Raw genomic sequence first — 14,878 nt, 5'->3', positions numbered from 1 at the left:
ATTTCCTCATGCGCGGCATCAAACCGAGATATCCAGTCCACCAGCGCGGGCAGCACTATTTAAATTATTGTGTGCGAGATAATTTTCTTCTGGCAACTCAGCACCTTCTGACGCTCGATCCAGCTGTCCGACATTTGCCTGTCGGTTCTCTTGCTGATCTGAAGTCTGCGAGCCACGCCCTCCAAGTGAGAACTGAAGAGAGCTCTTATCGCTTTCGATTCCAGCTTCCTGAAGAGCCTTCTCCAACCCGCGTTGATCTCGCTGCAGAAGTTCAAGAGTTTCAGGCCTCTCAACGATCAGATGCGCGCGTACGCGGCCATCCTTGCTAAATTCCAGAGAAACATCGACCCCACCCAACTCTTTTGGGTCAAGCCGGATTTCAAAACGATCAACGCCGCCACTTGCCTGTCGGGCAATCTCAGGCCACACAGCATTCGCAACATTCCTCAGCGTAGAGGTTGGCAGAGAGCCCATTGAACGGAATGCAGTGTCAGAACGTGCAGCAGTACTGGAGATTGCTTCAGAACTTTCCCAATCAAGCTCAGCTTCAGATCCATCCAACGGACCAGCTGCAAGCCCCCAACCGATTGCCGTTGTTGAAGCAACCTGCTCATTTGCCTGTGGCACCTTCACCTGAATGCTGACAGAGGGCGTAGTACTTTTCTTGTCAGCGGATACTGCCTGCTCTGTAGGCTTGTTCAGTGCATTGGTAAGCTCATCGGCCTCTGGAGCATCATTAACCTCCGTGACGGATTCAGTGCTCGCTGTCGCTTGCACAGCTCCGCCAGCAGTTTTGTCTTTCCCAACCAACGGGGTCGCAGCAGTCGTCACAGCACCAGTCCGGCTCACCTGTTCCGCAGAACGGACACCCGCTTCATTCTCTTGAACAGAAGATACATCAACAACCTTTTGTACCTGCGAAGCTTGTCCAATCTTTTCTGAAGGCACATCAGGCTTGGAAGTCACATTCGGGAAAATGATATCACCATCACCTTCAACAGATGCGGTCTGCACCGCACGCTGTTGATTGCCGACAAAGCTTGAACCAGCACGATCAGTCTGCCGGACAAGCACAGGCTTTTCTAAGGAAGCGTCTGCATCACCTTCAATGGCATCAACAAGAACATCCCCGCGAGAAGACTGAACAGCTCCCTTAACCTCTACAGATTGCGGCTGAACAGGTTCGGATTGAACTTTGACGCTCTTCACGTCTTGCGCTGTTGCTAGCTCACTGACCTGACGACCAACAACAGGTTGCGATGACCGAACATCCGCTTCACCCGCGGCACGATCCGGTACAGCGGTCTTTTCGGCAGGAGCGCTGACTGAATTAGCGACAGTGTCGTCGCTACCGCTCTCTGAAGCCGTGATAACACGATTACCAACTGCATTGGCGACTTGCTCTACCTTAGCCCCATTGCTCGCTGGCTGAACTTGCGGTGAAGCAGCAGAACTCTGGGACTTCTCAGATACGCCTGAAGAACGTGCAATCAGCTCAGGAGAAACCTTAGCCACTTGACCTGAATTCGGGAGTTCCAGTGCATTTAACTGAGGCTCAGTTGAACCACCTTGCTTAACAACAGCACCCTGCTGATCGGACGTCACACGCTGCTGCGTATCTGAAGCATTGCGAGCGTTTCCTTTAGATTCCTGCACAGTTCCAGCGACGTCAGTCTCTTGAGCAACAGCTCCAACCTGAGCCGTTACCTGTCCATCATCCGCCTGCGGCAAGATCTGCCCACCACGCTCGGCCTGCTGTAAAGCACCAAGATTTACAACAGCACTCTCTACTGTCTTGGAAGAGATGGCCTCGCCCTCACCCACAATAGGAGAAGCGTTTTGAACATTAGCGACCGGCTGAGTAACTTTCGCTTCGCCTGCTTTCTCCGCTAAGGCTGGCTGACTGCCTGCCTCCTGGACATTTTGTGGCAAGGCAACAAAAGGCGCTTTCGCTTTCCCTTCGCCGCCATTGAGAAGAAGCGCTTCATCATTAGTTGTCGCAACTGCCCCCAATCCCGGAACCACACCAGGCACTGGCAACTGAGAAACAGTGGAAAGCGGCAGTTCACCAGCCAAACCAACAACCGCACTCTCCCCATTTTCATCCTTGATGAGATTTGGGCTCAAAACCGAGAGATCACCGCCAGTCGTTAAAGCTCCAGAAAAGAGATCCACCGCAGTTGCCGCTGCACCATCTCCCTCAGAAGCTTTGGCGAGAAGACCGGAGAAAGTATCGGCATTTTGGCCGAGCACACTCTCACCAAGCAGCGCATTACCACCTTGCCCCACAACGGGGCCTAAAGGCGTTTGTGGCTGAACAGGACCGGCTAAACTCAGCAAAGCAGATTGCGACATATATTCCTCAAACTACGCAGCACACGCCATCAGCAACGATGGTCAAGACATCTTGCGCGCAGATATGCAATTAGCGGGCCAGCCACAAAATCAAAAATATATAAGCATTTTCAAATAGATAAACTCAACTCAACATTTCAAAGAACAGGCCACAAGATCACTTATTGCCCCCGCCTCGGCAACAAATGCCCAGCAAGTAAAAACATCAATCAAAAAGATTGGCCTTCCGTCGAGTTTTAGGTATATTCCCGCCAACTAGCACGCTCGAAGCGTACGCATGCGAAGCGTTTAAAAAGAGAGCCCGCGTTTAGCCATCGCCAGAGCGCAGCAAGCACTAAGCAAGCAAAAGAAACTAATCTGCGCTTCAGACTTCAATGTCTCCCAGGATTGAAATCTGCTCGTGATGTTATAGATACGGCTCTCACTTAAACGCGCCTACAGGATGAGGTAATTGGAATGCTAAACAGTCTTGGCCTGCCCGGCCGCCCAGAAGACACACGGGTGGTTGTTGCCATGTCAGGCGGCGTTGATTCATCGGTTGTTGCCGGAATGATGAAACGCGAAGGCTATGATGTGGTCGGCGTCACTCTACAGCTCTACGATCATGGCGAAGCAATCCAACGCAAGGGCGCTTGCTGTGCCGGGCAAGACATCCACGATGCCCGCCGTGTCGCAGAAAAACTCGACATTCCGCATTACGTGCTGGATTATGAATCCCGCTTTAAAGAGCAGGTCATCGAACGCTTCGCGGACAGCTATATCAATGGCGAAACACCGATTCCATGCGTAACATGTAACCAGACCGTCAAGTTCAAAGACCTACTGGAAACGGCAAAGGATTTGGGCGCTGATGTTCTGGTCACAGGTCACTATGTCCGTACAGGCGTGGAAGGCAATCAGCTTGCCATGTTCCGTCCTGTCGATCTGGACCGTGACCAAAGCTACTTCCTGTTCGCAACAACCCAGGAACAGCTCGATTTTCTGCGCTTCCCACTAGGTGGCATGACCAAACCAGAAGTCCGCGAACTTGCACATGAGTTTGGATTGGCAATTGCTGACAAGCATGACAGTCAGGACATCTGCTTTGTGCCAGAAGGCCGCTACACAGACGTTATTGCCAAGCTTCGCCCACACGCGGCAGAACCAGGTGAAATCGTGCATGTAGATGGCCGCGTTCTTGGCCGGCACAACGGCATCATCCATTACACCATCGGTCAGCGCCGCGGTATTGGTGTTGCAACAGGCGACCCTCTCTATGTTGTGCATCTGGATGCAGATGGACGACGCGTGATTGTCGGTCCGCAAGAAGCATTAGCAACCCACAACCTGCTGCTGCGTGAAGTGAACTGGATTGGCCCAGGTACGCTGGACGATCTGCCGGAAGACGGCATCACAGTTTATGCAAAGGTGCGTTCTACCCGCCCACCGACAGAAGCAATTTTGCGCAAGAGTGGCGAAAATGTTTTTGTCGAGCTGGTAGCAGGCGAATTCGGCGTAGCCCCAGGACAGGCTTGCGTCTTCTTCGACAAAGACGGCCAGGAAGCGCGTGTTCTCGGCGGCGGTTGGATTCAGCGTGCTGAAAAGCAGGAAGGCGCAGAAGCAGCCCTCAAAGCACTACTCGGAAAAGGCTGGGAAGCAGCAGGCTTTCCTGCAGGCTAACGCATTGCCAAACTGACCGAATTATTCAAAACGCCCCGCCTGACCTGATCGTCACCGGGGCGTTTTTTTTGATCTCTCAAGCCTGTACCTTGCACAGCTTCAATACAACACCGCTCCACAAATCCCAGAAAAGCCACTCCGACATTTCCAACTTGGTAAAAAATGAGATTTTCTTGTTCCTGACAACTGCAACTGGCAGTTATTGCTCTATGAAATTGGCATTAACCCTAGGTTTTCATGGAGTTTTTCACAAGAGATCATATTTCCACAAAACTTACCCAAGAACGCTTGACGCCACCCCTCTGGGGCCTTATACACCCCTTCACAGCGCGGCGGTCAACACCGCAACATAGCGCACCGGATGGCGGGGTAGCTCAGTTGGTTAGAGCAGCGGAATCATAATCCGCGTGTCGGGGGTTCAAGTCCCTCCCTCGCTACCATCTCTCTTCAAACGAAGATCAAGACGACAAGGCACCGCAAGGTGTCTTTTTTGTTTTCGACGAGACGACTTTCAAGCTGGATACGATTGCTTTTAGTTGCAACGGCTCTTTAAGGAGTTTCTTAAAAGCAAGATTAACATCTCTAATCCCCATACACGGGGGTATTCAAATCTCACCAAACAAAAAAGGTGCGCCAAACACGCACCCTCAGAGATTTAGCAATAGAACTAGAGTTTCTCCAGTTCCCGGAACCTGTTCCATTTAATCTGATTTTGGTTTGCTTTACACCAGTAGCTGTTAGGTTGATAGAACGTGATAAAACCACTCCTAATCACAACCCGCACATACTGACGCCCACTATAACCACCAACAGAATTCTTCGCGTTCAGCCGACCACAATACCCGCTATGCCCATTCGGAAAATTCATATGGTTAGAGAGCTCTGCATCTCTGATACTGTAAGGGTCGTAGAAATTCTCTTTTACTGCTTCAACAAGAAGCTTTTTATGCGCAACAGTTGGCTTTTTACTTGATTGGACTTGCTGAACCGTCACTGTTTGGCAACCAGCAGCAAGCAGGGCCAAACTTAAAACAAACAAACGTGTATACTTCATTCCATAACCAAAATTAGAACCGACAAAACAACACCATCTAGAGTTGCATAAATAGAACATGTCAATTCAAATTGTAGCAGTTCTGTAATTGCAGCCTTTTTTCCAGTTAACTTACACTGCTGATAACTTGTCCTGTTAACAGCTGGTTGCTTCTCGTTTACAGCCAGTTCATCAAACCTAAAGGTAGCCCTGAAAGCTATCTCTTTGGAATATGCTTCTTACCCATTTTTTTCAGCAGCTCAGCATACTTCTCGCAAGGATCGATCGTCTCTACCCTACCGGTAAACCAGGCATAATCGAACCGGTTTACGTCAGCGAGGCTGTAATCGCTCAGTTGATCTTTGCCAGCGCCCACCTCCACAGCCGCAAGATTCAGTGTGCTATCTTTGCTATCAAGCCACCATGGAACACCGCGGTCCTTACGGGTATGGCCATTCCCTGCAATCAGAATGGAACCACGCTCAGAGTTCTTTGCTGTCCGCATGAACGATGCCATTGAGGCATCTTTGATGCGTTGCATCCCCACCATTGGTCCTAGGTTCTCGCGAGGAACAACGCCGCAATGCGAGCGCTCAAGCTCATCCAGCAGACTGTTGTCTTGCTCTTCACTATATTGCAGGTTCCATCTGAGGCTCTTGGCGTTCTCTTCAGAAAGTTGCTTCCCTTGGCCAACCTTACGAAGCAGCTCCCGTTCAGGTGCCCCCGGCACAACACGCATGCCAAACTCTGCCGCTTCATTGAAGATCGGCTCATACATATGCCATGCTGGCCAACCGCGCTGTTCCCATTCCAACTTTTCGGCTAATCCTGCAACATCTTCAGGCTTAAGCTCTTTCAACCACTTAAGATACTTTGGCTCAATCATCTCCATAACAATAAATGGGTTACGGCCAGCAGCACCCATTTGCTTGACAGCTTCAGCTTGAATTTCATGATGCCGCGGATTGTCGTGTTTTTCTCCAACCAACACATGGTCTTTGCCGACGGCACGCTTCCATAGTTCAGCTTGAGAGATTTGCTTCCCTGTTTTCAAATCCCAGACCGTATCCACGAGCGGATGATCTGCCATCAGAAGCTCAACCGAAGCTTTATCAGCCGGCGTACTCTCATTGTTTTCATGTGTCTTGGAAGCAGCTTCACTCGCAAGGGTTAGTGCGCCATAGATAATCGCTGAAGCGAACGCATTCATTGCTTTTTTCAGCATATTCTTTTCCTTAGAAAGGAGAAATGCAGCAACTTCTGCACTCGCTAAAACTTAAGAGATCACTTTCAACCCAAGCCATACACTTAGCCCTTCCTGACAAGTTTTACAGACGAACAAGTCAAATATCCATCTCATCTAGTGGCACACATGCTAATGTGATTATCATGTTCAAGTTTAATCTCACAAATATGCACTTCAGAAATGCCATGTACGTTGAAAATTTCCGTACCAAAGCTACAGAGAAGGGGCGCTCTGACTTTCAATCGTATTGTCACTTCTAGCCGTCGCCTAACTTAGTCATACCGGCCCAACCAGCGCATCCACCACCATTGCAGCCTCACCCTAGCAGCGCCCCCTGCATAAGACCTTTATTCTTTTGTGTTTTCCTGCAGGACAAGTGTCTCCTGCACTCACACGCAGACAGAAATACAAAATGCAGGCAAACAACTTTTACCGTTTGCCTGCACCAAATCTTCTAACCTAGATCAGACTCAAGCTTCACGATAATCACTCACCTCCAACAGCAACTTTAGGCCTATTCGGTTTTGGTGCAACCAGCCCCATCATAGCCTCTTTCAGTCTCCCGACATCTGCCAGGATCATCATGAACGTTGGGATCAGGAACAAGGTGATCAAGGTTGCAAATAGAATTCCAAAGCCCAAGGACACCGCTGCAGGAATGAGGAATTGGGCCTGTTCAGCGGTTTCAAAGATCATTGGTGCCAGCCCGGCAAATGTGGTTGTCGAGGTCAGGATTACAGCACGCATACGCTGAGTGCCAGCTGCGACAAGCGCCTGACGCATTGGCATACCGACAGCCCTGTTGTCATTAAAGGCAGAAACCAAAAGCAGACTGTCGTTCACCACAATACCACTGAGAGCAAGTATCCCGTTGATACTGAGGATGGAAACAGGGATACCGACAATCCAGTGCCCAATAATCGCACCCGTAATACCAAACGGAATAGCGATCATGACCACAATCGGCTGCGTATAAGACTTGAGCGGCACCGCAAGCAGAACATAGATCGCGATGATCGTAATTCCAAAGGCAGTCATCAAACCACCAATTGCTTCCCGCTGCTGTTCAACTTCTCCCCCAAAATCAACAGCAACACCAGGATACATTGCCTGTAGTTCTGGCAAGACTTCCTGATTGAAATAACTGACCAGCGCATCAGCTGCTATCTCGTCTTTATTGATCTGCGCATCCAGTGTTGCAACCCGTTTGCGTGAACTGCGATAGATCTCATCTACAGTCAGATCAGAATGCAAGTTTGCGACGGAGGACAGCAAGATAGGATCACCAGCCGGAGTACGAACATAAAGCGTTTGCAAGGCAGCAGCAGAGCTCCGCTGTGCCTCCGGGTAACGCACCCTAACCTTCACCTCTTGTTGGTTCCGTTGGAACTCCTGTATCTCCGCGCCGCCGATTGCCTGATACACCTGCTCAGAAATAGCAGAGGTCGTCAGACCAACGGACCGTCCGTAATCGGTGAGTTCAATGATCAATCGCCCACGTACAGCCCTGAAATCATTGGTGACTGACAGAACGCCTGTCTGGGTTGAGAGCCTATCCTCGACATATTGGCTAGCCGCAATCAGCTGATCAACATCATCAAGAAGCAGTTCAACTCGGAAATCAGCAAAATCAAAGTCGTCAGCTGCAAACTTGATCGTTTGCGCCCCTTCCACAGGTCCAACCAGCTTCCGCCACCGCTCCGCAATCTCATTTGAAGTGATGTCACGCTCACGTGGCGGCGTGGCAATCGCCAGCACAGTCACATTGCCATCATCACTGGCCTGCATTTCGATGCCTGTAATTGGAGATACACCAGACGCTGCTTCAGCATCCAGCTGTGCTTTCAATTTATGAGCTGCCGCTTCAATCCGGTTCGCCTCTGCAAACAACCGCCCATAACCAAGATCTGGCTCGCCCGTATAGGTCGCAGTCACAATTTGACGTGGGATCTCTGGGAAAAACACAATACGTACAATCCCGGACGGCACCATATAAACCACCGCAGCAAAGAGGACCACGAAGCACAAGGCAGACAGATAACGCATTCTGAGGCTAAGCTTCACCAATGGACGATAGACACTTTGCTTAAATCGCTCCAGGGCACCACTTACACCATTCTGAATGACCTTCCAGCCACGAGAAAGCAGATTAGCAGGCTTTGCATTATGCTTTAGATGAGCCAGATGTGCAGGCAGAATGAACTTGGATTCAATGATCGAAAACACAAGGCAGAATACCACCACCCAGGCAAATACCGAGAAGATTTCCGCCAGACGCCCAGTCACCAGCGTGATGGGATAAAAAGCAGCAATTGTTGTCAGCACGCCAAAGATCGCAGGTGTCGCAACCAGTTTGACACCCTTGATGACATTATCAACGCCATCGCCTTCTTTCTCAGTCACACTATGCGCACTCTCAGCAACCACAATCGCATCATCAACCACGATACCAAGCGCAATGATGAACCCAAACGTAGTCATCTCATTGAGCGTCATCCCCCAGAAGGAATCCCCCATCAAAGTGAGTGCGCCTGCAAAAGCGATTGGCAGCCCCATCGCAACCCAGAAAGCCGTACGTAAGTTGAGAAACAGCGCAAGAGTGACGAGTACAAGCCCCATCCCCATGAGACCGTTTTTCATCATCAGAGAAAGACGGTCTGAGATGTTCTCGCTCTCGTCCTCCCAAAAATCAAATTCGATGTTCGTGGGCAAGCTGTCTTCGGCTTCAACCTCATTAATGATTTCGCGGGCTCGCACTGCTGCAGGAATAAGATTGGCTTTCCCGATCAACTGCACGCTGAGCTTTCTGGCTGTCAGCCCTTGATAGCGATAGATCGAGCGATCATCCGTATAGGCATCCCTAATCTGGGCAACATCCTGCAACTGAACAACGGTACCATCAGAAAGTGTCACAACCGGAATGCTTTCAAAGTCTTGCAGAAAATAACCCTGCCTGTCTGCTTTAATCAGGATCCGCCCGTTTTCACTCTTCAAACTGCCTTGCTGAGAAGTAAGCGAGAAGTTGCCGACCTGTCGAACCAGTTCATCGAAGCTGAGCTTATATCGCTGCAATGCTTCTTCCTGCACTTCAATCGATATCTCCTGTATCCGCTCGCCACTGATGATGACAGAAGGGATCAGTGCATCTTCAAGTAAGCGATCTTTGATACGTCGTGCAACAGTATCCAGAACGTCTAGATCCGCATCACCATAGAGCTCAATTTGAATGGCGTCTTCAATCTCCTCCGCGCGCACCACAACTGGCTTTTCAGCAGTGGAAGGAAGAGAAACAGCATCCACCTTGGTTTTGATGTCCGAAAGAAGCTTATCCAGATCAGTGCCGGAAGACTTTTCAATTACAATCGAAGAGTTGCTCGCCGTGGAGGTACTGGTGACCTTTTTAATACCTTCGGTCCCCGTCAATGCACGCTCAATCTTCTCCGTCACACCACGTTCGGTTTCCTGCGCAGCACCTGACTTGTATTCAACGCTGATGGTGACTTGATTGGCTTCAAATCCCGGAAAACCCTCAGTGCGAATGTTCATTGCCGTGTAAACACCAGCAACAAAAATGCAGATCATAAGCAGGTTTGCCGCAACCGGGTTGTGCGCAAACCAGGCAATCCACCCTTTGTGGTTACTCTGTTGCATGGCTTACTCCGCAGCCTGAGTGGTTACAATCTGCTGTGGCAGATAACGACTGATCGGGTTCACCACAATCTCCCAGGGCCCTCGCGAAGGGAACGCGCTCACATCCAGAGCCACCTCGTCAACACGGGTAAACAAAGGCGTCACAAGATGCCGCTCCAGCTGGCTGTCATCAGAAACTGTCCAGACATATCCTTGAGAGGTTATGGCGGATGCTGGAACCATGACTATGCCTGGAATCTCTCGCCCTATGAGCATCACACGCACAAATGTACCCGGGCGCATGACAGTGCCGTGTGCATTGCGAGGTTCAATCTGCAATCGCAAGGATTGCTGACGTGTTTGAGCATTCGCAGTTGCCCCAATTGAAGTGATCTTGGCGGGCCATTCCACACCAGCCTCATTCAACACGCGTGCCGATATCTCATTGACACTGAGAGAATTACCCTTCTCGGTCAGCAGCAATTGCCATTGAACAGGCGTCAGGGCCACCTCAACATCCAACGTGTCGGTCGAATAAATCTCGGCAATTTGCGTACCTGCAGTAACGTAGCTGGAAGGCGCAATGCTCCGCGAGATCACGACAGCATCAAACGGAGCAACAATGCGGGTGTTTGCAAGGTTACGCTGTGCTTCTACCAGATTGGCAGCAGCAGCTTTGAGCTTCAATTGCTCCTGCTTCAAAAACGGTTTTCGCAAAACCAGCGGAGAAGCTTCTCTTCCTTTAATGTTCGCCCGTTCCCAATCCAGCTCCGCTTGCTTGCCGCGCTGCTCTTCCTGAAGCAAGGAGAGCTCTGAACTAGCAACATTTTCCTCAGCAGTCGCCAGTGCGGCCCGATAGCTGCTATCCTCAATCTCAGCCAGAACATCACCTTTTTTGAGCATCAAACCCGGTTCGAGTTGCGAGGATAGACCCACAACCCGGCCCGTCACCTCACTCGTCAATTGCTGCTGATAGTGCGCACTCACAGCACCAAAGACTGTAAACTCAACAGCCTCGGGGCTGGCCTCTCGCGTGACCACTGAAACCAAAGGCCGTGGCAACGTAGGTGTTGTGGCTTCCTGTGCCATAATAGGCTGTGAGGCTGCCAACCCAGCCAGAAGAGCCAGCATCGAAAGGCAAACAGCCTGAAGTGCTTTCGAAGGATATGCTCCGAAAGCCAAAAATGGTCGAAAGGTACTACGCATATTGGGAACTGCTTGTTAGTTTGAGAAGGAATAAAAGTGCCCGCCTAGAGGCCGATGCCAAAAGCAACAGCCAGATCAACACGATTCTGCATTCTGCTGCTGCGGATGTTGACCACCGCCTGTCGGGCAGCAAATGCATCACGCTCCGCCGACAGCAAGGTCACGATATCGGTCAGGCCATCACGATACCTTCGCTCGTATTGCTCATAGTTGCTTTGAGAATGTTTCAGCGCTCGGCCTAGAATCTGCTCGCGGCTACGTAATGTTTGTTCATTCTGAAGGCCATTTTCCACCTCCATAACAGCCGTTAATAACGTCTGACGGTAAGTCAGCCAAAGGCGGGCAGCATCCAGATCGGCTTGCTTTGCTGTGAGCCGGCGGTTGCCGCCATCAAGTATTGGTGCTGACAGAGAACCAAGGAGACGCCATGCCGGACCACCATTCAACAAATCTGCAAGACTTGCGGATTGATCGCTTGCAGTAAAGTTGACAGAAAAAGACGGAAGCAAGTCCTTATAAGCCGCCTTATGTTGCAGGTCCGCAGCTGCAGCCCGCTCATAAGCAGCTAAAAGATCTGGCCGCCGTCCAAGTGTGGTGGCTGGCATGGCGCCTTTAGGCAGCTTGACGTTGGGGAGCAAGCTACCAGTTCGAAAATGAGTGTTCGGCATCTGGCTGGCAGCAACCTGCATTTGCCGTTTGAGTTGATCAATCTGCAACTTACGATCAGCCAGGTCAGATTGCGCATTAGCAGTGGCAGAACGCGCCGCCTCTAAGTCACTCAACTCTCCGATGCCACGCGTAAACTGATCAGAGATAATCTGCTCAGTATTACCTAGGCTGGAAATGCGGGAACGATCCAGATCTACCAGTTTTTCCAGTGCAGTGAGCTCCACCCAGTTCCGCATTGCTTGCGCTGCAAGGGAAGCCCGCGCTGCCTGCAAATCATGCTCACTCGCGGTTTGGCTCCGGCCAGATGCATGCGCACGATCAGAAAGCTTGCCCCAAAGATCTGCTTCCCAATTGATGGTCAGGTCTCCGCCAACAGAGTTGGCATAAGATGTCCCTTGGGCAGATTTTGAGCGTTGTCGATCCGTGCTGCTGTTGAATGTTAGTGTTGGCCAGAGTGAACCAGATGTCTTGTCTCGCTCCAGCTCTGCATTTTGTAAATCAAGCACTGACTGACGAAGGGAGATGTTGTTTGCCAACACCGCATCCACGTGTGAGTTCAGCTTCTTATCACTACTCAACGCAAGCAGTGACGAAAGGTTTTGCGCTTGAGGCGACACACCTTGATTCCACTCAGCGGGTGTCTGTTTCACGGCCATTTCTTCCGTAAACGTTGTCCGCTGAGGGCTCAGCCCGGTTGTGCAACTTGCCAGCAAAATACCCGATGCTGCAAAAATGAGCATGTGCGATAAAGACCGCATGTCCTATCCCCTATAAATTCTTAGGGGAGAAATAACTCAATGAGGATTATCGCAGGGTAACGGCGTAACTTACTATGAAATAACAATAATTAAAAATATGCATATCGCAGATGCATTCACTAGAAAGTTAAACGAGTCGTAACGTGATCGCCAACTTGCTCTATCTGAAAAGTCCAGTTTAAACGGCGTGCAATCCGGCGAATGAGCGAAAGACCGACACCATAACTCTCCTCAAAGACAATCTTGCTCTCCTGTTCGGAAAGGTCCGCAGCCTGGTTGCAAATGACGATATCATTAGGGCTGATCGAAATATCAATTTGACCATGCTGCGTGTGCTGGAATGCATTTCGAATAATATTGGCTGCAATAATACTCAGCGGTACTCTGGGGGCATCAATTGTAAGAGCTGGAAGGTTCACGTTCAGCACAACGCCCTTTCCGCAAAGCAAATATTTATGGTCTTCAATCACTTCATCCAGAAGTGCCGATAGATCCACTTTCTCAAGGTCCGGGTTCGGTTCCTGTTCTCGCCCCAGCCATAACAATGTCGCTACAATGGTCTCCATCGAATGGCTGGCACGTTTAATCCGCGCCGTAACATTACGCTGTTTGTCATCTGTCGCAATCTTTTCCATGACACTGGTGCTGCCAGAAATGATCGTAATCGGGGTCCGCAACTCATGGCTGGCATGGCGCAAAAACGAGTGTTCTCGTTCAACAAAACGCCCCAGCCGCCGCGCAGCATTGCTCAGGTGATTGCCGATTTTATTAAGCTCGTCATAGTGAAAATCTGGCCGCCGCTCAACGGCACTCGTCTCATTCAACGTATCAGCCCATTCTTGCAATGCAGCAATACGGCGATTGATACGTCGGTTGAGGAATTGCGACAGCAAAAACACCAGTACAAGGATTGTCGCACCACCAACAAACATCACACGTTCAAGAAAATCAAAATCTAGAATTCCCCCAGTGTCCAGATCCTCATTGAACTTCAACATGCGAACGACATAGAGCGTACGACCATCACTAAGACGCTCAGCCAAGAAAAAGATGACAAATTCTGGAGCTCTCCCGCTTTCACCAACTGGTTCGATATCAGCATGGCCAAGCTCAATTTCATCTTTTGGAAATGCCTTCTTTACCATCTCTGGTAGATCTTCATATTTGAATGTCGAGAAGATCCTTGCATCTTCAGGAGGCAAATCTGCAGGCTGCTTCTCCAGCGCTTTTTCATAGGCAAGTATAAAGCTCTTTAGCTCAACCTTGTTTGATAACTTCAACCCAGCAACCAGGTAAGAAAACAGACCGATCGTATAGACGATTACAAGCAAGCCAACGAAAGCGAGTAACCAGTAGCGCAGCTCCCGCTTCAGTGTCTTTGTCTTCTTTCTTTTTCGCCTAAACAGAAACATCTGGTACTTCCCTCAGGGTCTCAATACAAAGCCAGAACCCGCAATTGTATGCAATAGCTGCGTCTCGAAAGGGCGCTGTACTTGACGGCGAAGTTTATAAAGGTGCACTTTGAGACTGTCGCTGGCGGGCACCTGATCTCCCCAAACAGCTCTCTCAAGCTCTTGTTTGCTCAAAACATTGGGGGTGCTGCGAACCAGTTGCTCAAGCAAGATCCATCCAGTTGGTGACAGTTTTAACTGACGCCCAGCTCGCACCGCCTGCCGGGCATTCAAATTGACTTCCAGATCCCCGATTGTAACTGCATTACAATGACCTTTACTCCTGCGATGCAAAGCACGAATACGCACCGCCAGCTCAGGAAAGGCAAAGGGCTTGATCAGGTAGTCATCCGCACCCGCTTCAAATCCGGCAACACGATCACTCACCGCATCACGCGCAGTCAGCATGAGGATCGGACAGGTGATGTTCTGTGCTCGCAACTGCTGACAAACCGATAGCCCATCAACCTTAGGCAGCGTGAGATCAAGCAAAATAAGATCGTATTGATTTTTCAGTGCACTATCGAGGCCTGCCTGACCATTAAAGGCAAAGTCACATTCGATATTTTCGAAAGACAAAAAATCACCAACAGTGGCCGCCAGATCCATGTCGTCTTCAATGAGAAGTACAAGCAGTGCATTCATTTCCATCGGCATCACTCAGCCTTGCCTGACCACTATTACGAGACCTGGGAGAGGTTCTGATCGTATCCGATCAAAATTAAGAGGCGGTTGAACCGTGAAAAAGGCTGAAACATTCGACTACACCTATGAAGGATACATCTCCGGAACATCTCACAGCAGATGTAACGACCCGGTTATCACGTAAGTAGCCGAAAAATATATAAATTCAATCAAACGAGGTAAAAGC

Annotated in this window: 9 protein-coding genes and 1 tRNA gene; 2 read left to right on the top strand and 8 right to left on the bottom strand. The window is 50.0% G+C overall.

What is annotated here, in order from left to right:
- Positions 1–18 precede the first annotated feature (18 nt).
- Positions 19–2,355, bottom strand: a complete 2,337-nt coding sequence (locus PsW74_RS04565) for a flagellar hook-length control protein FliK (protein WP_063290067.1) — start codon at positions 2,353–2,355, stop codon at positions 19–21.
- Between the two features lie 456 nt (positions 2,356–2,811).
- Between PsW74_RS04565 and mnmA the strand changes: the two genes are divergently transcribed.
- Entirely contained in the window at positions 2,812–4,014 is a 1,203-nt protein-coding gene (gene mnmA, locus PsW74_RS04560) for a tRNA 2-thiouridine(34) synthase MnmA (protein ID WP_063290068.1), read from the top strand.
- Positions 4,015–4,377: 363 nt separating this feature from the next.
- A tRNA-Met gene (locus tag PsW74_RS04555) sits at positions 4,378–4,454 on the top strand.
- A gap of 227 nt (positions 4,455–4,681) precedes the next feature.
- Here the strand turns inward: PsW74_RS04555 and PsW74_RS04550 are convergent.
- The 7 genes from PsW74_RS04550 to PsW74_RS04520 all read right to left on the bottom strand — a co-directional run bounded on the left by PsW74_RS04550 (position 4,682) and on the right by PsW74_RS04520 (position 14,658).
- Entirely contained in the window at positions 4,682–5,068 is a 387-nt protein-coding gene (locus PsW74_RS04550) for a hypothetical protein (protein ID WP_153041761.1), read from the bottom strand.
- Between the two features lie 196 nt (positions 5,069–5,264).
- Positions 5,265–6,272: a ChaN family lipoprotein gene (locus tag PsW74_RS04545; RefSeq protein WP_063290070.1), complete on the bottom strand. Its 1,008-nt coding sequence runs from the start codon at positions 6,270–6,272 to the stop codon at positions 5,265–5,267.
- A 507-nt stretch (positions 6,273–6,779) separates the two neighbouring features.
- Positions 6,780–9,944 carry an efflux RND transporter permease subunit gene (locus tag PsW74_RS04540; RefSeq protein WP_063290071.1) on the bottom strand — a complete coding sequence of 1,055 codons (3,165 nt, stop codon included), beginning with the start codon at positions 9,942–9,944 and terminating at the stop codon, positions 6,780–6,782.
- 3 nt (positions 9,945–9,947) lie between these two features.
- Positions 9,948–11,129 carry an efflux RND transporter periplasmic adaptor subunit gene (locus PsW74_RS04535; RefSeq protein WP_063290072.1) on the bottom strand — a complete coding sequence of 394 codons (1,182 nt, stop codon included), beginning with the start codon at positions 11,127–11,129 and terminating at the stop codon, positions 9,948–9,950.
- Between the two features lie 44 nt (positions 11,130–11,173).
- Positions 11,174–12,556 (bottom strand): TolC family protein, encoded by a 1,383-nt coding sequence (locus PsW74_RS04530; RefSeq protein ID WP_063290073.1) that lies wholly within the window; start codon positions 12,554–12,556, stop codon positions 11,174–11,176.
- A gap of 119 nt (positions 12,557–12,675) precedes the next feature.
- Positions 12,676–13,968, bottom strand: coding sequence for a HAMP domain-containing sensor histidine kinase (locus tag PsW74_RS04525; protein ID WP_063290074.1), 1,293 nt, complete (start codon positions 13,966–13,968; stop codon positions 12,676–12,678).
- A 12-nt stretch (positions 13,969–13,980) separates the two neighbouring features.
- Positions 13,981–14,658, bottom strand: a complete 678-nt coding sequence (locus tag PsW74_RS04520; RefSeq protein WP_063290165.1) for a response regulator transcription factor — start codon at positions 14,656–14,658, stop codon at positions 13,981–13,983.
- Positions 14,659–14,878: the final 220 nt, after the last annotated feature.

The sequence above is a fragment of the Pseudovibrio sp. W74 genome, assembly GCF_001623085.1.
GTDB lineage: Bacteria > Pseudomonadota > Alphaproteobacteria > Rhizobiales > Stappiaceae > Pseudovibrio.
Note: the sequence above shows the minus strand (reverse complement) of the source record. Positions and strands in the feature narration are given on the sequence as shown.